This window comes from Bradyrhizobium sp. SZCCHNS30572 (genome assembly GCF_032484415.1).
In the GTDB taxonomy this organism is placed as follows: Bacteria; Pseudomonadota; Alphaproteobacteria; order Rhizobiales; family Xanthobacteraceae; genus Bradyrhizobium.
The window spans coordinates 44,281-70,323 of record NZ_JAUESY010000005.1; the positions used below are offsets into that span (position 1 = coordinate 44,281).

General features: G+C 64.9%; 29 protein-coding genes. 14 read left to right on the forward strand and 15 right to left on the reverse strand.

The annotated features are described in order from the left end of the window. Positions 1 to 218: 218 nt before the first annotated feature. Complete coding sequence (locus tag QX048_RS14430) at positions 219 to 1,016, reverse strand: rhomboid family intramembrane serine protease (RefSeq protein ID WP_315714976.1); 798 nt, start codon at positions 1,014 to 1,016, stop codon at positions 219 to 221. Between the two features lie 522 nt (positions 1,017 to 1,538). On the opposite strand from QX048_RS14430, the gene QX048_RS14435 reads away from it, so the two are divergent. Then, positions 1,539 to 2,096 (forward strand): PAS domain-containing protein, encoded by a 558-nt coding sequence (locus tag QX048_RS14435; protein WP_315826219.1) that lies wholly within the window; start codon positions 1,539 to 1,541, stop codon positions 2,094 to 2,096. Positions 2,097 to 2,302: 206 nt separating this feature from the next. On the opposite strand, the gene QX048_RS14440 is transcribed toward QX048_RS14435, so the two are convergent. Further along, positions 2,303 to 3,289: an MBL fold metallo-hydrolase gene (locus QX048_RS14440; RefSeq protein WP_315826220.1), complete on the reverse strand. Its 987-nt coding sequence runs from the start codon at positions 3,287 to 3,289 to the stop codon at positions 2,303 to 2,305. Between the two features lie 183 nt (positions 3,290 to 3,472). Between QX048_RS14440 and QX048_RS14445 the strand changes: the two genes are divergently transcribed. From QX048_RS14445 to QX048_RS14465, 5 genes are all read left to right on the forward strand, one after another. Next, positions 3,473 to 4,087, forward strand: coding sequence for a PilZ domain-containing protein (locus QX048_RS14445; protein WP_315714678.1), 615 nt, complete (start codon positions 3,473 to 3,475; stop codon positions 4,085 to 4,087). A 332-nt stretch (positions 4,088 to 4,419) separates the two neighbouring features. Next, positions 4,420 to 5,046, forward strand: coding sequence for a transglutaminase-like cysteine peptidase (locus QX048_RS14450; protein ID WP_315714679.1), 627 nt, complete (start codon positions 4,420 to 4,422; stop codon positions 5,044 to 5,046). A 225-nt stretch (positions 5,047 to 5,271) separates the two neighbouring features. Further along, positions 5,272 to 5,688, forward strand: coding sequence for a hypothetical protein (locus QX048_RS14455; protein ID WP_315714680.1), 417 nt, complete (start codon positions 5,272 to 5,274; stop codon positions 5,686 to 5,688). A 254-nt stretch (positions 5,689 to 5,942) separates the two neighbouring features. Beyond that, positions 5,943 to 6,458 (forward strand): hypothetical protein, encoded by a 516-nt coding sequence (locus QX048_RS14460; protein ID WP_315714681.1) that lies wholly within the window; start codon positions 5,943 to 5,945, stop codon positions 6,456 to 6,458. Positions 6,459 to 6,853: 395 nt separating this feature from the next. Further along, positions 6,854 to 7,666, forward strand: coding sequence for a dienelactone hydrolase family protein (locus tag QX048_RS14465; protein ID WP_410052169.1), 813 nt, complete (start codon positions 6,854 to 6,856; stop codon positions 7,664 to 7,666). 107 nt (positions 7,667 to 7,773) lie between these two features. Here QX048_RS14465 and QX048_RS14470 read toward each other — a convergent pair whose 3' ends face one another. From QX048_RS14470 to QX048_RS14480, 3 genes are all read right to left on the reverse strand, one after another. Then, positions 7,774 to 7,926, reverse strand: a complete 153-nt coding sequence (locus QX048_RS14470; RefSeq protein WP_315715000.1) for a hypothetical protein — start codon at positions 7,924 to 7,926, stop codon at positions 7,774 to 7,776. A gap of 130 nt (positions 7,927 to 8,056) precedes the next feature. Further along, positions 8,057 to 8,356 carry a hypothetical protein gene (locus QX048_RS14475; RefSeq protein ID WP_315714683.1) on the reverse strand — a complete coding sequence of 100 codons (300 nt, stop codon included), beginning with the start codon at positions 8,354 to 8,356 and terminating at the stop codon, positions 8,057 to 8,059. Between the two features lie 158 nt (positions 8,357 to 8,514). Beyond that, positions 8,515 to 8,997, reverse strand: coding sequence for a hypothetical protein (locus QX048_RS14480; protein WP_316200536.1), 483 nt, complete (start codon positions 8,995 to 8,997; stop codon positions 8,515 to 8,517). A gap of 75 nt (positions 8,998 to 9,072) precedes the next feature. On the opposite strand from QX048_RS14480, the gene QX048_RS14485 reads away from it, so the two are divergent. Next, complete coding sequence (locus tag QX048_RS14485; RefSeq protein WP_316200535.1) at positions 9,073 to 9,378, forward strand: hypothetical protein; 306 nt, start codon at positions 9,073 to 9,075, stop codon at positions 9,376 to 9,378. Beyond that, entirely contained in the window at positions 9,375 to 9,542 is a 168-nt protein-coding gene (locus tag QX048_RS14490) for a hypothetical protein (RefSeq protein WP_316164487.1), read from the forward strand. Before QX048_RS14485 ends, QX048_RS14490 begins: the two co-directional genes overlap by 4 nt. Positions 9,543 to 9,570: 28 nt before the next feature. Here the strand turns inward: QX048_RS14490 and QX048_RS14495 are convergent, their stop codons facing one another. After that, positions 9,571 to 10,101, reverse strand: a complete 531-nt coding sequence (locus QX048_RS14495; protein WP_316200534.1) for a gamma carbonic anhydrase family protein — start codon at positions 10,099 to 10,101, stop codon at positions 9,571 to 9,573. Between the two features lie 83 nt (positions 10,102 to 10,184). Beyond that, on the reverse strand, positions 10,185 to 10,514 hold the full coding sequence (locus QX048_RS14500) for a DUF6949 family protein (RefSeq protein WP_009027540.1): 330 nt from the start codon (positions 10,512 to 10,514) through the stop codon (positions 10,185 to 10,187). 196 nt (positions 10,515 to 10,710) lie between these two features. On the opposite strand from QX048_RS14500, the gene QX048_RS14505 reads away from it, so the two are divergent. Then, on the forward strand, positions 10,711 to 11,409 hold the full coding sequence (locus QX048_RS14505) for a hypothetical protein (protein ID WP_316200533.1): 699 nt from the start codon (positions 10,711 to 10,713) through the stop codon (positions 11,407 to 11,409). 448 nt (positions 11,410 to 11,857) lie between these two features. Here QX048_RS14505 and QX048_RS14510 read toward each other — a convergent pair whose 3' ends face one another. Both QX048_RS14510 and cysE read right to left on the reverse strand, forming a co-directional pair. Continuing rightward, positions 11,858 to 12,070 carry a DUF3126 family protein gene (locus QX048_RS14510; RefSeq protein ID WP_006611186.1) on the reverse strand — a complete coding sequence of 71 codons (213 nt, stop codon included), beginning with the start codon at positions 12,068 to 12,070 and terminating at the stop codon, positions 11,858 to 11,860. Between the two features lie 266 nt (positions 12,071 to 12,336). After that, entirely contained in the window at positions 12,337 to 13,167 is an 831-nt protein-coding gene (cysE, locus tag QX048_RS14515; protein ID WP_315714689.1) for a serine O-acetyltransferase, read from the reverse strand. Between the two features lie 447 nt (positions 13,168 to 13,614). Here cysE and QX048_RS14520 point away from each other — a divergent pair, with 447 nt between their 5' ends. Continuing rightward, entirely contained in the window at positions 13,615 to 14,979 is a 1,365-nt protein-coding gene (locus QX048_RS14520) for a hypothetical protein (protein WP_409999228.1), read from the forward strand. A 121-nt stretch (positions 14,980 to 15,100) separates the two neighbouring features. Here the strand turns inward: QX048_RS14520 and QX048_RS14525 are convergent, their stop codons facing one another. Together QX048_RS14525 and QX048_RS14530 are read right to left on the reverse strand one after the other, a co-directional pair. Then, entirely contained in the window at positions 15,101 to 15,850 is a 750-nt protein-coding gene (locus tag QX048_RS14525; RefSeq protein ID WP_315714691.1) for an alpha/beta hydrolase, read from the reverse strand. Positions 15,851 to 15,997: 147 nt separating this feature from the next. Next, positions 15,998 to 17,149 (reverse strand): hypothetical protein, encoded by a 1,152-nt coding sequence (locus QX048_RS14530; RefSeq protein WP_409999219.1) that lies wholly within the window; start codon positions 17,147 to 17,149, stop codon positions 15,998 to 16,000. Between the two features lie 292 nt (positions 17,150 to 17,441). On the opposite strand from QX048_RS14530, the gene QX048_RS14535 reads away from it, so the two are divergent. Both QX048_RS14535 and QX048_RS14540 read left to right on the forward strand, forming a co-directional pair. Beyond that, positions 17,442 to 17,684 (forward strand): zinc-finger domain-containing protein, encoded by a 243-nt coding sequence (locus tag QX048_RS14535; RefSeq protein ID WP_315714692.1) that lies wholly within the window; start codon positions 17,442 to 17,444, stop codon positions 17,682 to 17,684. Positions 17,685 to 17,694: 10 nt separating this feature from the next. Next, a complete protein-coding gene (locus QX048_RS14540; RefSeq protein WP_315826223.1) occupies positions 17,695 to 18,894 on the forward strand; it encodes an FAD-dependent monooxygenase in 1,200 nt (399 codons plus the stop codon). A gap of 16 nt (positions 18,895 to 18,910) precedes the next feature. On the opposite strand, the gene QX048_RS14545 is transcribed toward QX048_RS14540, so the two are convergent. Beyond that, entirely contained in the window at positions 18,911 to 19,285 is a 375-nt protein-coding gene (locus QX048_RS14545; protein WP_409999229.1) for a hypothetical protein, read from the reverse strand. 108 nt (positions 19,286 to 19,393) lie between these two features. On the opposite strand from QX048_RS14545, the gene QX048_RS14550 reads away from it, so the two are divergent. Further along, positions 19,394 to 19,654 (forward strand): hypothetical protein, encoded by a 261-nt coding sequence (locus tag QX048_RS14550; RefSeq protein WP_315826225.1) that lies wholly within the window; start codon positions 19,394 to 19,396, stop codon positions 19,652 to 19,654. A 291-nt stretch (positions 19,655 to 19,945) separates the two neighbouring features. Here QX048_RS14550 and QX048_RS14555 read toward each other — a convergent pair whose 3' ends face one another. The 3 genes from QX048_RS14555 to QX048_RS14565 all read right to left on the reverse strand — a co-directional run bounded on the left by QX048_RS14555 (position 19,946) and on the right by QX048_RS14565 (position 22,512). Beyond that, complete coding sequence (locus QX048_RS14555; RefSeq protein ID WP_316170257.1) at positions 19,946 to 20,512, reverse strand: hypothetical protein; 567 nt, start codon at positions 20,510 to 20,512, stop codon at positions 19,946 to 19,948. A 40-nt stretch (positions 20,513 to 20,552) separates the two neighbouring features. Continuing rightward, positions 20,553 to 21,026 (reverse strand): hypothetical protein, encoded by a 474-nt coding sequence (locus QX048_RS14560; RefSeq protein WP_315826227.1) that lies wholly within the window; start codon positions 21,024 to 21,026, stop codon positions 20,553 to 20,555. 442 nt (positions 21,027 to 21,468) lie between these two features. Beyond that, entirely contained in the window at positions 21,469 to 22,512 is a 1,044-nt protein-coding gene (locus QX048_RS14565) for a transporter (RefSeq protein WP_315714978.1), read from the reverse strand. A 903-nt stretch (positions 22,513 to 23,415) separates the two neighbouring features. Here QX048_RS14565 and QX048_RS14570 point away from each other — a divergent pair. Further along, positions 23,416 to 25,902 carry an arylsulfatase gene (locus QX048_RS14570; protein ID WP_316200532.1) on the forward strand — a complete coding sequence of 829 codons (2,487 nt, stop codon included), beginning with the start codon at positions 23,416 to 23,418 and terminating at the stop codon, positions 25,900 to 25,902. Positions 25,903 to 26,043: the final 141 nt, after the last annotated feature.

A 26,043-nucleotide genomic window follows, 5' to 3' on the forward strand; every position in this document is an offset into this window, starting at 1 on the left:
TGCTTCCAGCGATCGTCAGTCAAGCGAGTCTTCAATCAACAGTCTGGCAATGCAACGGATCCAATCCTTCTGATCGCGCTTTGGTTGCATTGCACTCCGCAAGCTGGCCTGCGCGGCACAAATCGCCTGCTTTCGTTCATCCGGAATCGTGCCCCGGTTGCAGTGGACGCAAATGATGAATGAAATCACCTGCGCTCGCAAGCGCAGGATCGCGGCACCTAACGGTCGACCACGTCGGACGGCAACGCAGGCGCAGCATCGTCACGCACATGCGGGGTGGGATCGAACAGCGCAAACAGGATCAGTCCGGCGATGAATCCGCCGATATGAGCCTGCCAGGCGACGTCGGCGCCCTCGGCGCCGGGCGTGATGCCGCCAATGCCGAACACGATGTTGACGCCGAACCACACTGCCAGAAAGCCGAGCACCCGCGGATTGCGCAGCGCACGCGTCAGCGACAGCGCCGGAACCCTGGCCGCCGCCTCGGCATCGCCGCGGGTGAACGACAGGAAGCTGCCGCTCACGAAGGCAAAGCGCATCGCCGCCGCCATGGTGCCGGACACCGAGGCCGAGGCGCCGATCATCGGCGCCAGCGCGTGCTCGTGCGTGAGCAGATGCGCCAGCGCACCGGCCGCCGCCGTCACCGCCATGAACAGATAGAACCGGACCGCCCCGAAGCGGCGCGCGAGCGCGCTGCCGAACGGCAGCAGCCAAAGCACGTTGAAACCGATATGCGCCAGATTGGCGTGCAGCAGCGAGTAGCTGAAAAAGGTCCAGATCTTGGCCGGCGTGCCGCCGGGAAACGCCCCGTCCATCAGGGTCTGGTCGTATCGTTTCGGGACGAAGGCGAACAGGTCGATGATCCAGCCGTTCCACTCGTCCGGCAGCAGCACACGCAGATGGATCACCGCGATCAGCAGGATGTAGGCGGTCAGTGCGCCCGGCAGATTGAGGATCGGCTCCCGCGCCTGCTGGAGCGGCGGATCCTGCGTGAGGTCTGACGAGGGGGAATCCAACGGAACGCACGCCTTCGACGAGAGGAACAGATCCGTCAGATAGGCGGCTTTGGCCGGCCTGTGCAAGCGCATGGCGGCAGAGTTGATGTGCAGCCCCGGGCCGCGGAGGCGAAAGGACAGCCGATCCGCCAAAAGAAAGAGGGAGGGTTCTGAGAAAACCCTCCCTCCGAGACCTGCCGGCCTTTGCCGCGTCCGGAGCGCCCGGGGTCGTTTTCCCCACCCCGCCCCGTCGCGACGACCAGACTTGTTTGACGCCGCCTGCGTGTAACTCACCGTATCGCGGCGGACCTTCCACCTTCCGGCCGCGATCTGATGAACGCATTGTTAACGATCGCTCGGCGGCCGCCAAGCTCATCGTTAATTTAACCTTAACGCGCGGAAGGCCGGGGGAAAGCCGGCACGATCGCACCATCGGCATGGACGCTGCACCACCCCTCCTGCGAAAACAAACCAGGGAGGCGCCTGGACGAAAGCGGGACAGCAATGTCCTCCGTGACGTCGAGGGCGCGAGGGATCACCGAGATGAAACATCCGTCCAATCGCGAGCTCTTCGCCTATTGGAACGACAGGCGCGGCCATGCCAAGGCGCCGGAGCGCTGCGACTTCGAGCCGTCGGCCGTGCGCGAGCTGCTCGGCGACATCTTCGTCTTGTCCTGCGATGCCGACAGCGGCTTTCCGTTCCGCATGGCGGGCACGCGGCTGTGCGCCCTGCTCGGCGGCGACGTCAAGGACAGGAGCTTTCCGGCGCAGTTCGCGCCCGCCAGCCGCCGCGAGATCGAGGAGATCACCGCGGTGGTCTGCGAAGAGACGCTGCCGGCGATCGCCGGCGTGACGGCGCAGGCGCCGGATCGCACGACCGCGCATTTCGAACTCCTGCTGCTGCCGTTCGCCGCCCGCGCGCATGAGCCGATCAGCCTGACCGGCCTGCTCGCCCCGTTCGAGACGCCGCAAGGCGCGCTCGGTCCGCTGGAGATGGTGTCATGGCGCTACATCCATCCGCCCGCCGGACCGATCGTGCCGCGCGCGTTGCGCAAGCTTGCGCTCGCCCGCGGCCTGATGGTGTATGAGGGACTGCGCTGAGTGCAGCGCCGATTTCATAGCCCGGATGAGCGCCAGCCGGAGCCCGAAGGGCGCAGGCGAAAGCGACATCCGGGACAGACCATCCTTACATCGCGTGCCCGCGTCGAAGCTGTCGCACGCCGACGGTGAATCGCCGGCGGACAGACCGCCCCCGCATGTCGCGGCGCTCACGCCGGCTACGGGATCTGGGCTGCCGTCCCGCCTCCTCACTGCGAGCCGGTCAGCGGCGTGATCGGACCGCCGTCGGGCGCAAACGCGGCGACGTGATCCGAGATGACGAACGACGTGAGATCGCGCCCGACCACGAGCGGGCCCTCATAGCTCGTCCGCGTGCGCGCGATCAGCGCCTCTTCGGGCACGTCCTGGACCGGCTTCACGGTGGCGAACACGATGTGCGAGTAGACCGCCAGCTTCGGCTTCGCCTCGGTGAAGATCCTGCCGGCCTCCTCCGGCGAGGTGTGGTGGTCCTCGATCGCACGATAGTTCGGATAGGTCTTGATCAGTTCGGGATCGATCACCGCCACCTCGTGGATCAGAAGATCGGCTCCCTCCGCCGCCTTCTCCACCCGCGGATCGGGCTTGGTGTCGCCGGACAGCACGACCTTCTTGCCGTCGAATTCGACGACATAGCCGAGCGCCGGCTTGATCTTCTCGCCGTGATTGACCTCGATGGCGCTCACCCTGACGCCGTTGCGCTCGTAGACGACGCCGGGCCCAATGTCGGCCGCGGCGAAGGCGACGCCTTCCGGCGGATAGTGCTCGTCATCGATGCGGATGCGGATGTCCTCGGAGAAGGCCTTGGTGAGATTCTCCGTCATCGCCACTGTCCCCTTCGGTCCGAACACGACCATCGGCCCCTTGCGCGAGGCCCAGGGCGTGCCGATCCAGCCGCTCAGCCACATGTCGGGCAGTCCCACCACGTGATCGGAATGCAGATGGGTGAGGAAATGCGCGGTGATGCTGCCGAGCGGGATGCTCTTCTGGAACAGGCGGATCGTGGAGCCGCGTCCGAGGTCGAACAGCAGCCGCTCAGGCCCGGCCTCGATCAGGGTCGAGGCGCTGAAGCTCGACAGCCGCGGCGTCGGCGTGCCTGTCCCGAGCAGGGTCACCTTCATCTCGGCTGCCGCGGCCGGCGGCGATCCAGCCACCACGCAGACCACGACCGCCACGACGGCTCCCAACAAGCTCCGCATGAACGTCTCTCCCATCTCCGTTGGCGTCATTGGCGCGATGTCGCGCCTGCCCATTCTATCAGCTCGTCATGGCCCGCGGCAGAGTGCTGCAGGAGCACAACGTAACGCTGAATTAACCGTGAAGGACTTAGTTTCAACACTGGATCATCCGGCACGCTAAGAGCCGGCTTTGAGTGGCGAAACATGGCGTTGCCGAACAAAAAACTCTCTCTTCCGGCCGCCGAGGAGCGCCGCCGTTTCCAGCGGGTCAAGGTCCACCTGCTCGGCCGCTACATGCTGCCCGACCGGCGCGAGTTTCCCTGCCAGGTGATCAACATGTCGCCGGGCGGGCTGGCGCTGCTCGCGCCCGGCATCGGCAATGTCGGCGACCGCGTGATCGCCTATCTCGACCATATCGGCCGCGTCGAGGGCAAGATCACCCGCATCATCGACAATGGCTTCGCCATGACGATCGGCGCCACCGCGCGCAAGCGCGACAAGCTCGCCGCGCAGCTGACCTGGCTCGCCAACCGCGACATCCTCAATCTGCCGGAGGATCGCCGCCACGACCGTATCATTCCGCGCAACCCGATCGCGGTGCTGACGCTCGAGGACGGCACCAAGATGACCTGCCGCATCATCGACATGTCGCTGTCGGGCGCGGCGATTGCGGCCGAGACCAGGCCGCCGCTGAAATCGCAGGTCATGCTCGGCCGCGTCCAGGCGCGCGTGGTGCGAAATCTCGAAGGCGGCTTCGCGATCGAGTTCACGCACGCCCAGCTCGCCGAAACGCTCGAAGACAGCGTTACCGCGCGGTAAAGCCGCAAGCCTCTGAAATCCCGCAACTTCACGGAGCACACGGCGTCCGCCACCACGGGCGCCGTGTGGCGTTCGGCCAGCGCACAGGTGATCCGGCGCAGTTAATAGTTGACGGGAAAAGCGCAGGGGACCCTGCAACGGCAGTGGTTCCCGGCTTAATGCAGCGCATTCGATTCAACCGCGAATGATTCAAATTTTAGCTAGATTCGATTCAAGTGAAAGTCGAATAAGCCCTTTGTTTTACTTGGATTTGCGTCAAATCCATCGTGGCGATTTAGCGGCAGCGAAAAATCTTTGTGAGACACATGGTCCCAACGAAAACGGGGGCCAAAATGGTCAAGCGGACGGGACAGGCAACGGGGTGGGCGGTCGCAGCCTTCCTGATGGCGATGGGCGGGATGGCGCATGCCGGTGATGACCGGGTGCTCTATGCGAGCCTGGGCGACACCGCACGGGCGCCGATCGGCTGGGTCGAGTTCTGCACCGAGGCGCCCGAGGAATGCCGCGGCGGCGCGTCGCAGCCCCGCGACATCGTGCTGTCCCAGACCGCCTGGCGCGATCTGCTAAAGGTCAATCGCTGGGTCAACGAGAACGTCAAGCCCATCACCGACATGGACCATTGGGGCGTGGTCGAGAAATGGTCGCTGCCGACGGACGGCTACGGCGACTGCGAGGATTACGTGCTGCTGAAGCGCAAGCTGCTGATCGATGCCGGCTGGCCCCGCGAGGCGCTGCTGATCACGGTGGTGCGCGACAAGAAGGGTGAAGGACACGCCGTCCTCACCGTGAAGACCGACAAGGGCGAGTACGTGCTCGACAATCAGAACGAGAGCGTCGTCGCCTGGACCGAGACCGGCTACCGCTTCGTCAAGCGGCAGTCGCAGAGCGACCCCAACGTCTGGGTCTCGCTCGGCGACGGCCGCCCGGCAGTGGCCACCGCCAGCGCCAGAGAACGCTAAGGCGTCCGCAAGCGCTGATCAGAGAGGCGAGACACGAATTCGAGTTACGCGACCCGGTCACATCCCCACCCCTCCCCGTCCCAGACCGGTTCGCGCGCGGCCAGGCCTCCCCCAAGGCCTGGCCGCAACTTTTTTTGGCCTTGCTTTGACGATATGTCGCAGGCGGGGCGCGGCAACGGCCGGCCAACCTTGTTTTCCCTCGACCGTCGGGTTTAGGTTTTCGGCATGATGATGATCCTGCGAAGCGCGACCTTGCTGGCCGCGGCCCTGACCCTGGCGAACTGCTGCATGTCCGGCGCCGGCTGCTCGGGACCGCTGGCCGCGGCGGGCCCAGCCGCGCCGGCGATGGCCGCTACGCCCGCGGTGATTACCGCGCAGCCGACGAGCGCTGCGGCCGACTGGGACGGCCGTGTCGCCACCTCCGACGCCGACACCGAGATGGTGACGGAGCCGGACATCGGCACGTCGCGCAAAGGCGCGAAGCGCCGTGGCGACTCGCGGGTCGACGTGATGTCCGCGCAGTCGAGCTCCGGCTATCGCGGCCGGATGAGCTGGGAGGAGGAACAGGCGGCCGACCTCGCCGACGAGGCCCGCCTCAAGCAGAAGCTCACGATCTGCCGGAACTGCAGCGCAACGCAGTAAGCATTTGTCCGGCCGCAGTTTTCGGCTGGTCGCGACCGCGCCCCGGAACCGGCGTGGTGCATGCGGCGGGCGCGCCATTTCGGGCTTGCAGGCCTCGCTTTTGTCGGATTTCCTAATCAAAACCTGACGACTTGGTTCGTTCGCCAGATGCACGATTTGCGGGCTGGGCGGACAGCGTTCTCTGCTCGAGTTTTTCGCCTCTCCCAGTTTTCGGGAGGAGCATCCGAAGCTTTTTCAATTTGGGTGGTTTCGTGATGAATCCGGTGACGCGCGACACCAGACGCTACCCCGAGAAGCTCAGCCCGGCCCCCGTCAAGGGCGCCCAGCCGATCGCGCTCGCAGCCGCGACGCTCGTGGTGCTGATCGCGGGCATCGGCGGCATCATGTTGTGGCGTGCCTATGGCGGCGCGCCGGAAGCCGAGCGCGGCGCGGTGACGCGGCAGTTGCAGGCGCGCACGGTGCAGGCGTCCGAGCAGTTGGTGGAGAAGACCAAGGGCCTGGAGGCCACCCAGCAGGAATCGATCGACCAGTTGCAGATGATGCAGGAGCAGTTGCAGAGCATGCGCCGCCTGCTCGCGGCCCAGCAGGCCGACACCAAGCGCCTGTCGGACCAGGTCTCGACCCTGAAGGACTCCATCGATGGCCTGCGCCAGTCGTTCGCCAGCACGCAGAGCTCGGAGCAGGCCGCGCCTGCTCCACGCAACCGCAGCATCCGCGCCCGCGCCCATGCCAGCCGCGGCGGCCATCGGCATCGTCGTAACCGATCCTGAGACGGCCGGTCCCGACGCCTGCTCGTAGAATTCCCGCCGAATATTCCCAGGATCCTGTGAAGTGCTTCACAGATTGAAACCGGGAGTCACGCCATCCTGCCTTCACCGGATGGCGAGCCAATTTCAGGATGGCACAGGGCCAATTTCAATATCCGGGGCTGGCAAGGTCGTTGGCGCCATACTGCGCCGACGGCCTTGTTTTTTGTGGCGGCGCGTTCGACCGCCCGGAACGGATCCGACGCCGCGGCTCTCCGGCTGGTGACTTGCTTTTCCCCGTCAATTCTCGGCTCAATGCGCCCGTAAGACGCAGAGGAGCCCCCATGTCCGCCGATCCAGCACTGACGTCCGATGTCATCGGTCTGACAAAAGTCGCCCCCTTCTCACGCCGCGGCTTCATGACCGCGTCCGCTGCCGTGACGGCCGGCTACACGCTGGCTGCCGGCCCGGTGCGGGCCGAGGTCATTACCACCGACACCAACGGCCTGAATGCCGGAGATGCGAAGATCAAGGTCGGCGACCGCGACATGCCGGCCTATTTCGCGCGCCCCGCCAGCGCCAGCAATCCGCCCGTCGTGCTGGTCGCGATGGAGATCTTCGGCCTGCATCAGTACATCAAGGACGTGACGCGCCGTCTCGCCAAGCTCGGCGCGCTCGCCGTGGCGCCGGACTACTACTTCCGCAGCGGGACCGACCTCACCAAGATCACCGAGATCAAGGACCTGCTGCCGATCGTGAATGCCAAGCCCGACGCGGAGCTGCTGTCGGACCTCGACGCGACGGTGGCCTGGGCCAAGTCGCAGGGCGGCGACACCTCGCGTCTCGGCATCGTCGGCTTCTGCCGCGGCGGCCGCACCGTGTGGGAATATGCGGCGCATAGTTCGGCGCTGAAGGCGGGCGTTGCGTTCTACGGCCCGCTGATCGATCCGCCCAATCCCGCCTGGCCGAAGAGCCCGACGCAGCTCGCACCCGAGATGAAGGCGCCCGTGCTCGGCCTCTACGGCGAAGCCGACACCGGCATTCCCGGCGCCAGCGTCGAGGCCATGAAGGCCGCGCTCGCCGCCAACAAGAAGACCGCCGAGTTCAAGATCTATCCCGGCGCGCCGCATGGCTTCCACGCCGATTATCGCCCCAGTTATCGCAAGGACGCCGCCGAGGACGGCTGGGCGCAGATGCAGGCGTGGTTCAAGAAATATGGCGTGCTGAGCTGACAGCCGCGGCCCGGGCGAGCGAACCCGTCAGACTGCGCCCGCGAGGCTTCCCGCATGTCGCTTGCCGCATGTCGCTTGCGTTCATGCGGGCGCCGGACCGTCGGCTGCTAGCGCAGGCGACGATCGTCGCGACGGATCTTCGCCAGCTGCCTGCCGCCCTGCTCGAGCTCCCAGGCCATCCAGACCAGCGCGGCGCCCAGGCTGACGACGACGCCCATGAAGACAAACGTGAGTTCAGGGGATGTGAGTGTGTTGATCATGCCTGGATCCCATGCAAGCGTTGCGCCAGCTACTTCTCCGCCGCCGCTCCGCCGATCGGAGCGGCAACAAATCGTCACGAGATGTCGTTAAGGCGAAGTGACCGGATCGGCCGGTCGCCTCGCCCAAGCTTCATTCACACACCTCGACGTTGCGGAAGCGCCAGCCGCGCGCTGTCCGCACACGCTTGCGGGCGACGTAACAGCCGCCGAGGTCCTCGTAGGTGTACGGGTAGTAATAGGGATAGCCTCCGTATCCGTAGTAGCCGGGATAACCAAAACCCAAGCCAAACCCGAGTCCAAAACCCGGGCCAAAGCCACGATGGCCGAAGCCATGATGGAAACCGCCCGGCCCGTGCGCCGACGCCATGCCCGGAATCATTGCGGCCGCGATTACGGCGCCCGCCAGCAATCCCATCAATCTCTTGCGCATCGATCCGTCTCCAAATTCAACCGGCATGACAATGTCATTGCACTCGGTACTGTCCATCGAATGTCTCTAAGCCGGATTTGGAACGGCGCGCGGGCAACCCCGCTCACATCTGCGCGATTTCGATGTCGTTAGGTGACGTCCGGAGCCGCGGGCAATATTCAGCAACCGCGGCAGATGCTCTTCACCTTCCGGTCGGCCGTCTTGTTCTCCTGCTGAACCTGCTCATCGGTATCACTGGCGCGGTTCGGTCCCGTCGCCGCGGTGCCTCCCGCCGCTCCACGACCCACGCCGGTCGTGACGCCGGAATTGCTCGACCCCACCCGGCTTGCGCCCGAGCCGGACGACTGCGCTGTGCCGAGGCTGTTAGTCCCGTTTGCAGCTGCCGCCCCCGGTTGCGACAGCCGCGAGGGATTGCTGCCGCTTCCGGCTCCGTTCTGCGCGTTGCCGAGACCGGCGACGTTCCCTGATCCTGCAGCGGTACCGGTCGTGCCGATGCCGGCGGCTCCCGCGCTCGCCGCGCCACCTGCGCTCGCTCCACCGCCAGCGCCTCCCGCACCGCCGCCACCGCCTTGCGCGAACACCGCAGTGGCCGTGCCGAGGCCTGCAATCACGATCAAGGTGCCCAATGAAAACCTGGCCATGGGACCGTCTCCCTTTACACTTCAACCCAGCCGGACGGACCGCGTTCCGGAACGAATGTTGATCGGAGAGGATTGATGGGGCGAGGAGAGCAAGGAGCCGTGCGCAAGCTGATCGCCTTCGACGAGGACACGTTCGACAAGCTCAAGCAGCTCGGCCGCGATCAGATGCTGAGTCTGCAGGACCTCGCCGACGAGGCGTTCATGGACCTGTTGGAAAAGCACGGCGTACCGGCGGATCTGAAGGACGCGCTGCGCAAGAGCGCTGCGGAGGATGGCGATGGCGCAGGCAAGCCTGCGCGCAAACGCAAGAACGAGCCCGACGACAAGTCCAGAAACCAGTCGAAGCACAAGCCGAAGCAGAGGAGCAGGACGCCAGCATGAGCACCGACCCCGATCCGTTCGAACAGGGCGAGCGCGCCGCGCGCGCGAACATTCCGGCCGAGGCCAATCCCTATCAGGACGGCAGCGAACAGCATGCGCTGTGGGCGAGCGGCCACGAACGTGTCGCCAGCGCAGTGGAGGCAGGCGAGTCCGAAGGGACGTGAAGAATCTCCGACTCCATCGGCCGTGATGTCAGCCGATCTTCTTCAGACCCTTGGTGTAGCGCGGTCCCTTGGCGACATAGGCCTTGGCCGCGATGCCCATGCGCTCGACCTGCGCCGGCTCCAGCGTGCGCACGACACGCGCGGGCGCGCCGATGATCAGCGAGTATTCCGGAAAATCCTTGTCCTCGGTGATGATGGCGCCGGCGCCGACGACGCTGCCGCGGCGGATATGCGCGCCATTCATGATGATCGAGCCCATGCCGATCAGGGCATCATCCTCGACCGTGCAGCCGTGCAGGATCACGTTATGGCCGACGGTGACGTTGCGGCCGACGCGCAGCGGGAAGCCAGGATCGACGTGACAGGTGGCGTTGTCCTGGATGTTGGAGCTCTCGCCGATCTCGATCCAGTCATTGTCGCCGCGGATCACCGCGCCGAACCAGACCGTGACCTCCTTGGCGAGCTTCACCCGGCCGATCACGGTGGCATTGTCGGCGATGTAGTAGTTGCCGTCCGCCGGCAGCTCGGGCGCCTGCCCGTCGAGTTCGTAGATGGCCATCGAGGTCTCCCGTTCGCAGGCGACTTTGGCACAGCCCCCAGAGCGATTTCAAGCAAGCGCCGCTGCGGCGCCCGGCGCGGGAACTAGGCCAGCACGCCCGCGGCGCGCAGCGTCATGACCACGAAGGTGCCGCACATCATGCTCCAGAAGCCGGCGATCACGGTCGCCAGCATCACGAACTCGAAGCGACGGCGCTCGATGCGGGCGCCGCGCAGCGTGTTGCGCATGATGATGAAGGGCGCGGCGAACACCAGGAATGGCACCGCGGCGAACCGCCGGGGCGTGACGCCCTCCTGCAGCAGCTCGAATCCCGGCGGACGTTCGGCATAGGCCTGGTAGCCGCTCGCCAAGGCGCCGGCCAAGGCGAAACCGATGAGGAGCGAGAACAGGGAATTGAACGCCTCTGCCGACATCGTACGCACTCACACACTTGCAGAACTGACCGATGCTGGTTTGGCAAAAAGCGACCGCGCCCGCCACATTATCCTTAAGGAAGGGTTAATGGCGGCCACGGCCGGTGCGCGGCTCCCTGCAGGTAAGTTTCTGCAGAATGCCGCATCGCCATGGCATAGTCGGCGCTGATTCGGTCCTTGAGATCCCCTGCCCGCCATGACGATGTTTTCGGTCCGCAGTGCCCGCCCTTCGAACGGACATGGCCATGCCGTGCCGATCATCCTGGGCTGCGTGCTGGCGGCAGCGGCAATCGCGCTGGTCGCCTACCTGCTCTGGCCGACCTGGCGCGCCAGCACCTTCAAGGGGCCCGAGCGCCTGCCGGTCAGCATCGGCGGCACCGTGTTCAACGTGCCGGCGGCCGCCATCCGGGTGAAGATCCAGCGCCATACGGGGCCGCAGGAGCGCGTCGATCTCGGCTTCGAATATCCCTCGCTCACGCCGCCCGAGGCGCCGCATCACGTCAGCGCCGACCAGATCGATCAGGCGCCGCACCCGATCGATCGCATCTTCGTCTCGATATCGGCGCATCACGACGCGATGTCGCCCGAGATGCGACTGAAGACGATCTATCCGCGCTATCTCAATCCGACGGCCGTGCCGGTGCAGGACGGATTGAGCATGCGAAGCTTCCGCGCGGGCACAGCGTACGACATGGAGGATCTGTTCACGGCCGAGCAGCCTTTGCTGGTCGCCCGCTGCACGCGTGATGCCGCCACGCCGGGCATGTGCCTCAGCGAGCGCCGCGTCGAGGGCGCGGATCTCGTGTTTCGCTACCCTCGCAGCTGGCTGTCGCAATGGCAGGACGTGGCGAGCGCGATGGAGCGGCTGACTGCGCAGATGCACGCGGTGAAGTAGGTCGTAGGCAATCGTTGAAATCGTGGGCCGGATGAGCGCAGCCCGCGCACGGACGTCAAATGTGAGAGCTGCCAAACTCTCTCCGATCGTCATTCCGGGGCACGCGAAGCGTGAGCCCGGAATCCATACTCACGAGCGGATGTTGGGGCGACCACATGCGCCACGGCCATCGCGCGTCTCACGCCGTCCTGGGGCTATGGATTCCGGGCTCGCGCTTCGCGCGCCCCGGAATAACGGCGTGGATGGAAGCCGGGCTCATCCGCGGACGGATTGCGTGCTGACAGCGTGTGCGTAAGCACACTGGAGCCGGTCTGCGGGAGCTGCTCTCTCAACCCGCGCGAGCGCGCCCCTGGGCGCGCCTGCACCACGATTCGTTCTGGCAACGCCGCCATCTTCGCAAGCGTCCCCGCATGCGCTTCGCGCTCATGCGGGCCGCTGCATCCGGCAACTACTCGACCAGATCGTCTTCCAGGATCGCCATCTGGAACTGGAACGAGCGGTCGTCGTCCTCGTCGTCGACGAACAGCACGCCGATGAACTCTTCGCCGATATAGACCTCGGCGGAGTCTTCCTTCTTCGGCCGCGGCACCACACGGATCTTGGGATTGCCGAACACGCGCTTCAGATACGCGTCGAGCTTCCTGACTTCCTGAACGTCCACGGTGATCTCCAATCGACAGCGAGGTTTGCAGATGATGCGGACGTTGCAGCGCGAACGTCCGTGTCCTTATGAGTTCGACATTCCAGCCCATCGATCGAGGCAAGACGAGCCGGCGATGTCGAACGACCTGAAAGGGACGCCGTGGATCTCACATTCACTCCGCCAAGACAAACGGCGGATCGTCAAATCCACAGACGCCAATGTGTTCGCACGAATTTCCCTGGATGAGAAGGTCTTGACTTCGCTGTCGCCGACGCGCTCGCGGCTCAGATCCCGATCGCGTTGATCATCTGATCCATGGTGCGCGACGGCTCCGCACAACCGGCCTCGCCGACGATCTTCGCCGGCACGCCTGCGACGGTGACGTTGTTCGGCACCGGCTTCACGACGACTGAACCGGCGGCAATGCGCGCGCAATGACCGACTTCGATGTTGCCGAGCACCTTGGCGCCGGCGCCGATCAGCACGCCGTGACGAATCTTGGGATGCCGATCCTCGTTCTCCTTGCCGGTGCCGCCGAGCGTCACGCCGTGCAGAATCGAGACGTTGTCCTCGATGATGGCCGTTTCGCCGCAGACGAAGCCGGTGGCGTGATCGAGGAAGATGCCGCGGCCGATGCGCGCCGCCGGATTGATGTCGGTCTGGAACACCGCCGAAGACCGGCTCTGCAGATAGAACGCGAAATCCTTGCGGCTCTTGCGGTACAGCCAATGCGCCAGCCGGTGCGTCTGCAGCGCGTGAAAGCCCTTGAAGTAGAGCAACGGATCGATGAAGCGCGTGGTGGCGGGATCGCGATCGTAGACGGCGACGAGATCGGCGCGAAACGCATGGCCGAGGTCCGGCTCGTCGCGCAGCGCGTCGTCGAAGGTCTGGCGGATCAGGTCGCCCGACAGCGCGGAATGATCGAGACGATCGGCAACCCGGTGCACGACCGAATCCTCGAGACGGCCGTGGTGCAGAACGGTTGAATAGATGAAGGTCGCAAGCTCGGGCTCGCGACGCACGATCTCTTCTGCCTCGTGGCGGATCCGATCCCATATCGGATCAAGCGTCGCCAGCTTGCTGCCCTGCTGCGGATTGGTCTGATGCATAGCCATGGCTGCTTCTCGCAGTTTCAGTGGGCGGGCCTTATAGCACGGCGCATGGAACGATGTCCTCAGCGGGCTGCGCGAGGCCGGGGATCCATTCCAGCCAGCCTGCCTCCCAGAGAACACGGGATTGAGACATTTCCGTTACGCCCCGCCGGTGACGTCCCGGTTGCGCCGCCATGCCATTCGGCACCGCGTCGGCTCAAGGTGGGCAGCAGGAACCCGAAATCAAGACGATCACCGGGGAAGCAATCGGTTCCCGCCCCTGGAGCACCCTGCGGGCGGATGGGGCGGATACCGGTGGCTGCGGCAAAAAGGAACCACCCGGGGGATCGAAGGCCGGCGGCCCCCGTTCGATCACGGGATCGGCTTTACCATCCATCGCTCTGCGTCTACTAGTGAATATCGCCCTGACCATACTTCGGCCACGGTGCTCCTGATCGGGGGGACACGGGTATCAGTAACACTCAGATCCTGGACGAACGCGCGACCGAGGCCGGATTGGCCTGGCTCCCCGTCATCGTCATCCCGCTCTTCCTGGTCGCGCCGGCGCTGTGGAACGGCTACCCGCTGCTGCAGTGGGACACCGGGGGCTATCTCGCGCGCTGGTACGAAGGCTATCTGGTGCCGAGCCGCTCGACCGTGTTCGGGCTCTATCTGCATTGGGGCGAGGGCTCGAGCTTCTGGCTCAATCTCGGCCTGCAGGCGCTGGCGACGCTGTGGATCCTGCAGCTCACCTTGCGCCTGCTGGGACTGGCCCAACCGCTGCGTCTGCTCTGGATCGGCCTGCTGCTGATCCTGACCACCGCCCTGCCCTGGCTCGCCAGCATGCTGCTGACCGACATCTTCGCCGGCCTGTCGGTGCTCGCGCTCTACATCATGGTCACCCAGGCGCGCCGGACCACCGTCCTGGAAAAGTGCGCGCTGTTCGGCTTCGTCGCCTTCGCCTCCGCCACCCACAGCGCCACGCTCGGCGTGCTGTTCGGCCTGTGCTGCGCCGGCTGGATCGCCTATCCCTGGCTGCGCCGGCAGATCGCGCTCTCCGGCCTGATCCAGGCCAGCATGACGATCGTCGCGGGTGCGGCGATGCTGCTCGCGGCCAACTTTGCCCTGTCCGGCCAGCTCGCGTGGACGCCGGGCGGTACCGGCGTCGCCTTCGGCCGCATGCTCCAGGACGGCATCGTGGCGCAATATCTGAAGGACCATTGCGCCCGCGAGAAGCTGAAGCTCTGCCCCTATCGCAACGAGCTGCCGCCCACCGCCGACGACTTCCTGTGGGGCAACAGCATGTTCAACAAGCTCGGCCGCTTCGAGGGCATGAACGACGAGATGGGCTTCATCGTGAAGCGGTCGCTCGCGGCCTACCCGCTGTGGCAGGCCAGGGCCGCCGCGGTCGCCACCGCCGAGCAGCTGGTGCATGTGGCGACCGGCGAGGGCACCAACGGCTGGCTACCGCACACCTATGGCATCATCGAGCGCTACATCCCCTCGCAGGTCAAGAAGATGCGCGCCGCACACCAGCAGCACTGGGAGATCAGTTTCGCCGTCATCAACTGGCTGCACGTGCCGGTCGCGCTGGCCTCGATGCTGGCGGCGGCGGCGATCGCGGCGCACGCGATCTGGCGCCGGCGACGCGACGACGTGGCCCTGCTCGCCATCACCGTGACCCTGGCACTGCTCGGCAATGCCGTGATCTGCGGCGTCATCTCCGGCCCGCATGACCGCTACGGCGCCCGGATGGTGTGGATCGCCACCTTCACCGCGCTGATCGCGGCGACGAGGTGGTTCAGCGGCGAGCGTGTGGACGGCTCCGCCGCATGACGCCTCCGTAGCCCGCATCAGCGACAGCCGGCGCCGCAAGGCGTCGGGATAGCGACATGCGGGATCTCGCGCGCTGTGCCGGAGACCCCGGGGGGGCGCTGCGCTCGCCCGGGCTACGGCTTCAGCGCCGTGACAGAAAGTCGATCACCCCGGCCTTGTAGACCTTGTCGCCGACCGCGCGCATGTGATCGCGATTGGGGATATCGAGCACTTCGGCACCGGGGATGAGCGCGCCGAGCGCCGGACCGGAGCCCGACACTTCGTCGGCCGTGCCGACCGCGACCAGCACCGGCACGGCGATACGGCGGGCGTCGTCGCGCGAGATCAGGCCGCGCGAGCCGCGCATGCAGGCGGCCAGCGCCAGGCGGTCCGAGCGGGTCTGGTCGGCGAAGGCGCGGAAGGTGCGGCCCACGGGATCGGTCACGTTATCGATCGAGGGCGCCTCGAGCGCGGCGGCGACGTTCTCGCCGGGACCGCCGCCTTCGATCATCGCCATGCCGATGCCGCCGAAGATCGCCGAACGCAGCCGCTCTGGCGCGGTCAGCGCGATATGCGCGGCGATGCGGCCGCCGAGCGAGTAGCCCATCACGTCGGCGCTGGCGAGGCCGAGATGATCCATCAGCGCCGTGACGTCGCTCGCCATCTCCGCGATCGAATACAGCGTGGGGTCGTACAGCTTGGCCGAATCGCCATGGCCGCGGTTGTCGAGCGCGATCACCCGGCGGCCATCCTTGCGCAATTCGGAGATCCAGGCCGGATAGACCCAGTTGACGTTCTTGCTCGAGGCAAAGCCATGGACGAGCACGATCGGATCGCCCTCCCCCTCGTCGATGAAGGCAATTTCAACGGCGCCGTTGTGAAAGCTCGGCATCGGTCGCGAATCCCGGAACGCTGGAGTGAAGCTGGTCGGACGAAGTCTAGATCATGATGCGATTCCACGGAATCGCATCATGATCTTATCCCTTTGTTTGAGCATGATCTTTTCGGAAAACCGGCTTCCACTTTTCCGGATCATGCTCTAGCCGCAGGACGCGGTTGCGGCCAGTTCGGGAGCGACGGCCGCGGCCTGCATCCGGCGCAGGCGGCGCCGCCGGCGCCGGTCGAGCCAGGCCTGGGTGGCCCGCTCGGTCATCGCCTTCAGCGATGCGACGAAGCTGAGCAGCGTCATCAGCGCGCCGAACAGCCAGAGCGCGAGATTGAATGCCCCCGCGGTCAGCAGCAGCGCGCCGCGGCCGAGCAGCTTCAGGATCGCCCGCGTCTGCCCGCCCTTGGCCTCCGCCAGGCGGGCCGCGCGGGCGATGTCCTTCGGTCCTTCGGCGAGCTTGAGCGAATCCAGTGCGCCGCGCGTGCCGGCCTTTTCGGTGATGCGGCCGACATCCTTGGCGAGCCGCACCAGCGCGCCGGCCTTCTCGGCGCGGAACGCCGCCCGGATCGCGGTCGCGGTCTGGCCCGGACGAAGCACCGAGCCCGAGGCCACCGCCTGCTGCAACAGCGGCGCATCGACCACCTCGCGCGCGGAGCGTCCCGCCCAGGCGGCGAGCCCCTCGCCGAGCCGGCCAACCTTTCGCGCATCCTTCACCAGCGTCAGCCCGGCCCGCACTGGCGCGGCGGTGCCGGCCGAGGCATAGGTTGCGGCGGTGACGGCAAGACCGGCCGTGGCCAGGCCCAGCACCAGGCGGTCGGTCTCCTCGCCCATCACCAGATGCTTGCCTTCGCGGACCGCGTCGCGGATGTCGCCGAACACGAAGAGATCGCCGGCTACCGTGCCGGACAGGCTCGCGACGTCGTCGGCCTGGCCGGTGACGAGCCCGGTCGCGAACCGCTTGGCAACGCTGGCCGGCGCCTTCTCGGCGGCCACCGCATCGCTCACGCGCTGCACCAGCCCCTCGTCGAGCACCACCTGCTGATCCCGCGCGAGCGCGACGAAGCTCTCCGCGAGATCTGGATCGCCGGCGGCGAGCGCGTCCTCGATATTGCTGATGATCCGCGCCGGATCGTTCTGCAGAACGGACGCGATCTGAAGCTCCGACAGCCTCGCCGGATCGTCCTGCGCCACGACGATGGCTCCGGCCCCATACGCGTGCGGCCATATCGCAGCGCCGACCGCGGCGCTCACGGCGAGCCCGGCCAGCGCCAGACCGAGTCCCAGCTTGATTCGCTTCGAGATCACGCCGCCTTCACGTTTTCGCGGGAACGATGCGGAGAGACATAATAATTTTTGTGCCTGACACAACGGCCCCGACGAAAGAAGGGCTTCTCGGCGGCCCTGAGTTTGTGTCGAATCCACAGGCCACAACATAACGGCGTGCGTTGCACCAAACGCGGGTTCCCAGCACTAGGAATTGGCCTTAAGGCTCAGTATGGTCGCGCCGTTTTCGACGCGCGCGGCCGTGCGACCTCAGTCCCGTCCTGCTCCGTCGTGCTGACCGCATACGCTCCCGTTGCCACGCGAGGTGATACCGATGGCCGATAACATCGTCCCGCATTTCAACAACGATGCCGGAGTCCCCGTCATCGAGATCGGCTCGCATGAGTTCATGTGCGTGGGCGCCAATCCGCCGTTCGATCATCCGCACGTGTTCCTCGATCTTGGCAACGACAAAGAGATCATCTGCCCGTACTGCTCGACGCTGTACCGCTATGCGCCGGACCTCGCCGCCGGCGAGGCGCGGCCGCCGGAATGCGTGCTGAAGGACGTCGCCTGATCGGCGTGTCGTGGCATCGCGTACCGTCTATGTGGCGGGGGCCGGAATTGGCGGCCTGACGGCTGCGCTCGCGCTCGCCACCAAGGGCTTCCGCGTCGTCGTGCTGGAGAAGGCCGAACGGCTCGAGGAGGTCGGCGCCGGCCTGCAGCTCTCGCCCAACGCCAGCCGTATCCTGCTCGATCTCGGCCTGGGGCCGCGGCTGACCGCGCGTGCCGTGGTGCCCGACGCCGTCAGCATCATGAGCGCGCGGGCCGGCGGCGAGATCGCCCGGCTGCCGCTCGGCGAGGCCGCGAGCCAGGCGGCTGGCGCGCCTTATTGGGTGATCCACCGCGCCGATCTGCAGGCGGCGCTGGCCGCGGAGGTGATGGCGCATCCGGACGTCGAACTGCGGCTCGGCTGCCAGTTCGAGGACGTCGCCGCCCACGCCAAGGGTCTGACCGTGGTGCATCGCCGCGGCAATGAGCGCCGCCAGGACGTGGCGCTGGCGCTGATCGGCGCCGACGGCGTGTGGTCGGCGGTCCGGCACCACCTGTTTCCGCAGGTCCGCGCCGCGTTCTCCGGCCTGATCGCCTGGCGTGGCACGCTCGACGCCCGGCAATTGCCACGCGAATTGACGGCAGCGCGGGTGCAGCTCTGGATGGGCCCCGAGGCCCATCTCGTCGCCTATCCGATTTCGGCCGGCCGCCAGGTCAACGTGGTCGCGGTGGTGCCGGGGACCTGGAACCGGCCGGGCTGGAGCACGGAGGGTGATCCGAGCGAGCTCAAGGCGGCGTTCGCGCCGCCGCGCTGGCCGGCGACGGCGCGGCTGCTGCTCAATGCGGTCGACGGCTGGCGCAAATGGGCGCTGTTCGGCGTCCCCGAAGGCATCGAATGGACCGAGGGCAGCGTCGCGCTGCTGGGCGACGCCGCGCACGCCATGCTGCCCTTTGCAGCGCAAGGCGCGGGAATGGCGATCGAGGACGCGGTGGTGCTCGCCAAGTGCCTGAGCGAGGCGCGCCCGGACGGTCCGGGCGCGATCCCGGCTGCGCTGAAACGCTACGCCAAGCTGCGCCGCCCGCGCGTCGGCCAGGTGCAGCGCACCGCACGCAATCAGGGCCGCCTCTATCACATGACCGGACCGCTGGCGCTGGCCCGCGACCTCAGCATCAAGGCGCTCGGCCCGCAGCGCCTGTCGGCGCGGCAGAGCTGGATCTACGACTGGCGGCCGTAGGCGAAGCGGCCCGGTCTCAGTAGACCGAGCCGTCCCGCGGCAGGGTCGACGGCGTGCCCGCACCGGAGGCCATCGGCCGCGCGGGACGCGCCGGCTTGACCGGCTTGCCGGATTTCGCAGCAGCCGGCTGCGGTGCCGGGGTCTCCTGGCACTTGTTGCGGCGCCAGGCCTCTTCGGCGAACTGGGTCTGGCCACGGATCGCGATATAGTCGTTGCGATAGGCGACCTCGGCCACCACCGCGCCGCCGGCTCCGGTCTCTGCCTTGGCCATCAGGCCCTGCAGCTCGGCTGCGCGCCCGGCCAGCGCCTTGCGCTCGGCCTCGAGCTGCTTGCAGTCATAGAGCTCATACTTGGCCGGATCCGCGAAGGCGGTCGACACGCTGTCGCTCATGCCGGCGCAGCCCGACAGCAACGATCCCAACCCCAGCAGTCCCGCGGCCAGCGCGACGCGAAGCCGATCGCTGGTCACGCAGCCTCGACCGTGCAGCGGCGTCGAGCCATGGGCTCGATCATCGGCTCGATCATGGGCCGATCGGCCGCGGACATCGGCCCGAACGGCGGCAGCATTCGTCTCTGCGATGGTCCTCGGATTCGTCACGCTCACCTCGCCCAACGACCGGCCCGCAAGGGATGCGGATCCGAATCGGATTCTCGTGATGGGTCCGTGCCTTACAACGGCCGCTTCGTCCATGTCTTGCACCACGTGATCCCAGACTTGGCAAAGCGCTTCAACGCGAAGGCATCTCAAAGCAGCTGGTGACGGCCGGATTGAGGCTTTACCAAGGCGCTCGCGCTGGCTTGAGCAGGAGCTTCGTCAGGCACGCCATTGCCGGACGCTTACGGTTTTTCACCTTGATCCGGTCCCTTTCACGGTGCGGGCGGTCAATCGGTTTCGACACCATCCCCTGTTATCCCTTGCTGCGGGCGGCGGGGACAGGTCGGCCCCGATCTCGCCGCGCCCAAGGAAGCGACGAGGAGGCCGCCCGAGCGAGAGAAACAAGTTTCGGGGCGGGACGGCGGCGCCGGCCACAGAGCGCCGCCGTTGGCGAGATCAGCGATCGGCATCACCGATGCGAATATAGATGCGCGATCCATTGCAGATCTGAGCGTACTGGTTGCCATCGGAACGGCTGACCAATTGGACGATCGGCGCGGGCTGGGCGAATGTGATGGTCCGCGCGCCCTCGCTGATCACCCCAGTCGCATCTGCAACGTCGGCGACTTGCGTCAGCCCGGCGATCGGGCCGGTCAGGATCGTGTGGCTGTACGTGCCCGGCACCGCCTTGAGCAACACTCTCTCATCGGAGGCGATCGTGTAGGTGAACTTGTATGAGGTAACGCCGGTCTCGCCTCCGCCGGTGTCCACCGAGAAGTCCTGGACATCCATCATCCCGGTGCCATCGGCGCGAAGCACCATGACGCCTTCGACGGTGAAGGAAAAGAGCTTCAGCGGGCCGCCCTTTGGCGTGAAGTTCGAATTGAATCCGACAGCGGCCGGATTCCGGATGCACAACGATTTGCCAGCTAACGCATAGGTTCCGCGTAGACTTGCATGATCATTCGCAGACGCGGCCGTGCTTGCCGTCGCAGCGGCGGCCAAAATAAGAAAGCGGTGCATATGGTTTCCTCCCCGATCAGAACAATGGCTCGCCCTTACATCAGCGGTCGTCGTCGCTGAGGCGGGTCATGATGAGAGATCCATTGCAGATCCGGGCAAACTGGGTGCCATTGGAACGACTGACCGTCAGGACGGTCGGCGCGGGCGGAGCGAGGACGATGGCCCGTGCTCCTTCGCCGATGAATCCGCTGGTGTCGGGAACATCGACGACTTGCGTCAACCCGGCGTTCGGTCCGGTCAGGGTCGTGGAGCTGTACGTACCTGGCACCGCCTTGACCGACAGCTTGCCACCGGGGTCAATCGAGTAGGTGATTTGGTACGAGATATCGCTGGTCGTCCCTTCGCCGGCGTCGACCGTGAAGGACCGGTTGTTCACCGTGCCGGTGCCGTCGGCGCGAAACACCATGACGCCGTCGACGGTGGTGGCGAAGAACACGACCGGACCCTTCGGCAAGAAGTTCGAGTCGAATCCGATCGACGCCGAGTTCTGGATACAGTCCGATGCGCCCGTCATCGCATAGGTCCCGTGAAGCCGACTGGGGTGATCATGAGCAAACGCCGCCGCGCTTGCAGTGATACCGACGAGGACCAGAATAGAAGAGCGATGCAAAATAGCCTCCCTGATCGAATGATCGCCCTTGCGTGGGCTGGAGGTACCATATGCCGCAAAGATGACGATTAGTCGTTGTTAGTAACAAAGCTGCAAAATAGCGCCACACCCGCAATAGTTGAATGCTCTGCGGCAATTTCTCATGCGAACAGCTCGACTCCAGCAGGCGCATCTTCACATCAGTCCCCGCTCCTCGTGCATCCACAACCAGCCGTGCCGGATCCGAGGTCGTGTCCCCGGTGGTGGTGTAGCTAGCGGTGGGGCAGCGCGTTCGCCGGGGAGAGCCGGGCAGGTCAGCTGGCGATTGCCGGAGGCGGGAGCCGGGCCGCCACGGCTCATCAAAGCCTTATTTCGTTATCATCCGCCTCGGTGGCGCGGTCGGTGTTGGTGCTGCCGGCGAGATGACAAACGTCACCCAGGCGTTCCAGCCGTCAGGCCGGTTTTCCGCAGCAAATTCCTTGTAGGCCTTGAAGTTGAGGTAGCCTTGCATGTCACCAACCGGGAAGATAAACCCGACCTGCGGGCCGACACCCGCGACCTGCGAGCGGAAGCAGCCGACGCGATCGCCGGAGCCGCTATCGCAGCCAAGTTGCTTGTAGACGTAGCCCACCAGCCCGATCTGGACCTGCTTGCTCAGGAATTGCGAAGCGCCCCAGTCGAAGTGCATGTCGACGCCGCTTTGATACTGCGTGTCAGGATTTGTGAAATTGTAGGTGAAGCCTAGCACGCCGGAGAGCTCATGTCCGCTCTGTGGATTGAAATAGGTGTAGCCGCCGCCCGCATCGATCGTCCCATGCCCGATCCCGATATTGGCGAGGCGCGTGGACTGGTAAGCGCCGACAGGGATATCACCCATCACGTAGGTCATGTAGTTGTTGACGCCCGCGTTCCAGCGCAGTGCGAACTGGGGGATCAAATCGCCGAAGCCAGTGATGGAATCGCTGACGGAATCAAAGCGCGAGAACGGAATTGAGCCGCCCGGTGTTGAAAGCGAGCCCGTCACCAATCCATTGAGCGAGGTTGTATTTGCGCCGTAGATTCCGATCAGGCTTGCAGACGCCTGACCACCGAGAACCGGTGTCGCGAAGACGTAGGTCGCGTTCAGCAGGCCAAGATCGACGTTCGCATTGACGTTTGCGTTCAAGGTAGCTGTCAGATTCGCAGGAATACGGCCGATCTGGATCTCACGAGCGCGCGCCACGTCCCTGCCGGCAGACACTGAGGTATGATAGTAAATTGACGCAGCCGACCAACCGGGCTGCTGAGGCGTGGCGGCAAGGCTACCGAATGTGCCCGGAATCCAAAAGCTGATGCCGCTCTCATCTGCCGAGACAATCGTCGGTACTGATGCAATGGTCGCAAATGCAATAGCGCCAAGCGCCCTCGTCATTCTCATGGCAATCTCCTGCCGAACCACGACCCTCGCTCATAGTGAGTGACGAGCATGATGCTGACAGTATGACAGGCCGTACTGCGCCGGGCGATAGCCGTCACGATGACAGGGAACAATTTGCAACCGGATGTTGCAAGTGGAGCACAGTGTCGCGCTGGTCCGCCGCTTAGCAAAGAATTGCTGTTTGTTCCTAGGGAAATTCACGCGGCGCTCTGAGAGACAGGACAGCCTCGCGCGTGATCATGAGAGAAACCAAGACAAACCTTGTCGCCGTTTGGGAAAGTGCCTTTTGGTTTCTCGTCTTTCAGGAGGCAGTTGCCAGCTACATCCATAGGGCCACGCGGCCTCCGCACAGCCATCTCCCAGGTCAAGACGATTGCCCTACTCGAGACGATCGCTCTTGATCGCAAGCCGATGCTTCGCAGAAAGCTTCTGCCAAGAAACCAACGAAACTGCTGCAACCAAGGTGATCGCGAGCGCGGCGCCGACGACGGGATGATTGAGCTTGTAAGCGAGCGTAGCGTATCGCTGTCGATCCAGGAAGACCAGGAAAGCTTGCCCTTGACGGTTTGAGACTCAGAAAATGTTCCCCATTGATTTCGCCCAAGGTCCGTTATTCGACTTGTTCGGTGCAGCACGATGCCGAGCGTGTGCGCGTGTCCTGCTCTTCAATATTTCTTCGATATTTGATGGCTCTTTGCAGATGCCTGACCGGCGTGAGACATCGGCAGGTCCATACAATAGATGAGCGCGCCCCGCTGGTTAGCACAGCCAGGCGATCGCATCTGCCCGTAGGCGCCTTCGCGCGTGGGTTGATCTGCGTCAACGTCGCTCCTTGCGCCGTCCTAGAGGATCACAAGCATCTGCGCGGTTGCGCGCACCTCTTGGGGAGGGCCTGCGATGAATTTTCGTGCGATTGCTTCCATATTGTTTTTGACGTCGGCGATATCCGCCCCCGCGTTTGCACAGCAAGCGCAACCGACTACGCCGCCGCTCGGCTCTCCGGCCGCGACCATCACCATTCCGGGCGACCAGCTTCCACCGCCACCGCCGAAATTCGGCGGCACGATCACGGAGGATGCGAAGACCTCGAAGCCGTGGTGGCCTCCGACGGTCGTGCCGCGTAAAGGTGCGCCGAACGTTCTCCTGATCATGACCGACGATTCCGGTTATGGCGTGCCGAGCACATTCGGCGGGGTGATCCCAACGCCAACGCTCGATCGCATCGCCAAGAATGGCCTGCGCTACACCCAATTCCACTCGACGGCGCTCTGCTCGCCGACGCGAGCGGCTCTGATCACCGGTCGCAACCATCACTCGGTCGGCTTCGGCCAGATCAGTGAACTGGCGACTGGATATCCGGGCTATGACTCGGTCATCGGTCCGGAGAACGCGACTATCGGCCGGATTCTGAGCGACAACGGATATGCCACATCGTGGTTCGGCAAGAACCACAACACGCCGTCCTTCCAATACAGCGCGGCCGGTCCGTTCGACCAATGGCCGAGCGGGATGGGCTTCCAGTACTTCTACGGCTTCATGGGTGGCGAGACCGACCAGTGGACGCCGTACCTGTTCCGCGACCACACCCCCGTTTACCCGTGGGTCGGGAAGAAGGGCTACAACCTGATCACCGACATGGCGGACGACGCGATCCGTTACATGAAGGAACTTGACGCCGCGGCGCCCGAGAAACCGTTCTTCGTCTACTACGTACCTGGCGCGACCCATGACCCGCACCAGCCAACCAAGGAATGGATCGACAAGATCAGCAAGATGCACCTGTTCGACCAGGGCTGGGAGAAGTTGCGAGACCAGATCTTCGCCAACCAGAAGCGATTGGGCGTGATTCCCGCAAACACGCAGCTCACGCCGTGGCCGGACGTCTTGCCGAAGTGGGATTCGCTCTCGGAGGTGAAGAAAAAGATCGTCATTCGCGAGGCCGACGTGTTCGCGGCCTATACCGCCTATGTCGACGATGAGATCGGCCGGGTGATCCAGGCCGTCGAAGACATGGGCAAGCTCGACAACACGCTGATCATCTACATCAACGGCGACAACGGCACGAGTTCGGAAGGCTCGATGATGGGTACGCCAAACTGGCTGACGGTCGCCAATGGCGTGCTCGATTTGCCGGAGGTCGAGTATCTTCGATATTACGAATCCTGGGGTTCGGACCAGACCTATCCGCACATGGCCGTGCCGTGGGCGTGGGCGTTCGACACGCCCTTCAAGTGGACCAAGCAGATCGCGTCGCATTTCGGTGGGACGCGGCAGGGTATGGCTATCTCGTGGCCCGGCCACATCAACGATGTCGGAGGCATTCGCCCCCAGTTTCATCACGTGATCGACATCGTGCCCACAATCCTTGAGGCGGCCGGCATCAAGGCGCCCGACATGGTCGACGGCATCAAGCAGAAGTCCATTGAAGGCGTTAGCATGGCGTACACGTTCGACAAGGCAAATGCCAACGCACCGTCGAAGCGCACGACCCAGTACTTCGAGATGTTCGCCAACCGCGGCATTTACCACGAAGGCTGGTACGCCGCGACCACACCACCCGAGCCGCCGTGGCTTGTCGGCACGAAGGCGCTGCCGCCGGTCGAGCAGTACAAGTGGGAGCTCTACAACCTTGCTGAGGACTTCTCGCAGGCGGACGACCTTGCGGCGACGAATCCCGAGAAGCTCAAGGAACTGCAGGCGGTGTTTGCGGCGGAGGCGAGCAGGTACCAGGTGTTTCCGCTGGATAACTCGGTGCTCCCGCGACTTCTCACGCCGCGGCCGAGTGGGACGGCAGGGCGAACGGAGTTCACCTATGTCGGTGAGAACGCTGACATTCCGATTGCCAATGCTCCCAGCCTCCTGAACAGGGACTACACGATCACAGCCGAGATCACCGTGCCCAGTGGCGGTGCCGAAGGGATGATCGCTACAATGGGCGGGAGGTTCGGTGGCTACGGCCTTTACCTGCTCAAGGGCAAACCGGTCTTCGTCTACAATCTTCTCAATCTCAAACGTTACCGCTGGGAGGGCGGCGTTGGAGCCGATGACTGGCTGGGCCAGGCGCTCAGTCCGGGTAAGCACAAGATCGTCTTCGACTTCAAATACGATGGACCCGGACTCGGCAAAGGCGGCAGCGGTGTCCTTTCGGTTGACGACCGAGTGCTGTCGCAACAAAAAATGGAACACACGATTCCATTCATGATGGCGATCGATGAATCCATGGACGTTGGGCTCGATACCCGCACCGCGGTCGATGATAGCTATACGCTGCCATTCCGATTCACAGGCACGATCGACAAACTGACCTACAACATCAAGCCGGAACAGTTGGCTGAGGAAGATCGCAAAGCCATGCAGAAGGCCGCGACCAAAGCAAACGACTAGCCTGGTCATTCCCAGCAAAGCAGTGGGGAGCAAAAGCTCCCCACTCTCAGAACCCGATATGTTCCGGGTCTCGCATCGGGGATAGTCGCTTATATGGACCTGCCATCTGCGTCATCTGCGGTGGCCTCCCTCTTCCACGGC

What these genes read in the sequence shown, in the direction of transcription:
- QX048_RS14435 (WP_315826219.1), top strand. Translation starts at nt 1,539, where the DNA reads ATGAAACATCCGTCCAATCGCGAGCTCTTCGCCTATTGGAACGACAGG.
- QX048_RS14440 (WP_315826220.1), bottom strand. Translation starts at nt 3,289, where the DNA reads ATGCGGAGCTTGTTGGGAGCCGTCGTGGCGGTCGTGGTCTGCGTGGTG.
- QX048_RS14445 (WP_315714678.1), top strand. Translation starts at nt 3,473, where the DNA reads ATGGCGTTGCCGAACAAAAAACTCTCTCTTCCGGCCGCCGAGGAGCGC.
- QX048_RS14450 (WP_315714679.1), top strand. Translation starts at nt 4,420, where the DNA reads ATGGTCAAGCGGACGGGACAGGCAACGGGGTGGGCGGTCGCAGCCTTC.
- QX048_RS14455 (WP_315714680.1), top strand. Translation starts at nt 5,272, where the DNA reads ATGATGATGATCCTGCGAAGCGCGACCTTGCTGGCCGCGGCCCTGACC.
- QX048_RS14460 (WP_315714681.1), top strand. Translation starts at nt 5,943, where the DNA reads ATGAATCCGGTGACGCGCGACACCAGACGCTACCCCGAGAAGCTCAGC.
- QX048_RS14465 (WP_410052169.1), top strand. Translation starts at nt 6,854, where the DNA reads ATGACCGCGTCCGCTGCCGTGACGGCCGGCTACACGCTGGCTGCCGGC.
- QX048_RS14470 (WP_315715000.1), bottom strand. Translation starts at nt 7,926, where the DNA reads ATGATCAACACACTCACATCCCCTGAACTCACGTTTGTCTTCATGGGC.
- QX048_RS14475 (WP_315714683.1), bottom strand. Translation starts at nt 8,356, where the DNA reads ATGCGCAAGAGATTGATGGGATTGCTGGCGGGCGCCGTAATCGCGGCC.
- QX048_RS14480 (WP_316200536.1), bottom strand. Translation starts at nt 8,997, where the DNA reads ATGGCCAGGTTTTCATTGGGCACCTTGATCGTGATTGCAGGCCTCGGC.
- QX048_RS14485 (WP_316200535.1), top strand. Translation starts at nt 9,073, where the DNA reads ATGGGGCGAGGAGAGCAAGGAGCCGTGCGCAAGCTGATCGCCTTCGAC.
- QX048_RS14490 (WP_316164487.1), top strand. Translation starts at nt 9,375, where the DNA reads ATGAGCACCGACCCCGATCCGTTCGAACAGGGCGAGCGCGCCGCGCGC.
- QX048_RS14495 (WP_316200534.1), bottom strand. Translation starts at nt 10,101, where the DNA reads ATGGCCATCTACGAACTCGACGGGCAGGCGCCCGAGCTGCCGGCGGAC.
- QX048_RS14500 (WP_009027540.1), bottom strand. Translation starts at nt 10,514, where the DNA reads ATGTCGGCAGAGGCGTTCAATTCCCTGTTCTCGCTCCTCATCGGTTTC.
- QX048_RS14505 (WP_316200533.1), top strand. Translation starts at nt 10,711, where the DNA reads ATGACGATGTTTTCGGTCCGCAGTGCCCGCCCTTCGAACGGACATGGC.
- cysE (WP_315714689.1), bottom strand. Translation starts at nt 13,167, where the DNA reads ATGGCTATGCATCAGACCAATCCGCAGCAGGGCAGCAAGCTGGCGACG.
- QX048_RS14525 (WP_315714691.1), bottom strand. Translation starts at nt 15,850, where the DNA reads ATGCCGAGCTTTCACAACGGCGCCGTTGAAATTGCCTTCATCGACGAG.
- QX048_RS14535 (WP_315714692.1), top strand. Translation starts at nt 17,442, where the DNA reads ATGGCCGATAACATCGTCCCGCATTTCAACAACGATGCCGGAGTCCCC.
- QX048_RS14545 (WP_409999229.1), bottom strand. Translation starts at nt 19,285, where the DNA reads ATGAGCGACAGCGTGTCGACCGCCTTCGCGGATCCGGCCAAGTATGAG.
- QX048_RS14550 (WP_315826225.1), top strand. Translation starts at nt 19,394, where the DNA reads ATGGGCTCGATCATCGGCTCGATCATGGGCCGATCGGCCGCGGACATC.
- QX048_RS14555 (WP_316170257.1), bottom strand. Translation starts at nt 20,512, where the DNA reads ATGCACCGCTTTCTTATTTTGGCCGCCGCTGCGACGGCAAGCACGGCC.
- QX048_RS14560 (WP_315826227.1), bottom strand. Translation starts at nt 21,026, where the DNA reads ATGACGGGCGCATCGGACTGTATCCAGAACTCGGCGTCGATCGGATTC.
- QX048_RS14565 (WP_315714978.1), bottom strand. Translation starts at nt 22,512, where the DNA reads ATGACGAGGGCGCTTGGCGCTATTGCATTTGCGACCATTGCATCAGTA.
- QX048_RS14570 (WP_316200532.1), top strand. Translation starts at nt 23,416, where the DNA reads ATGAATTTTCGTGCGATTGCTTCCATATTGTTTTTGACGTCGGCGATA.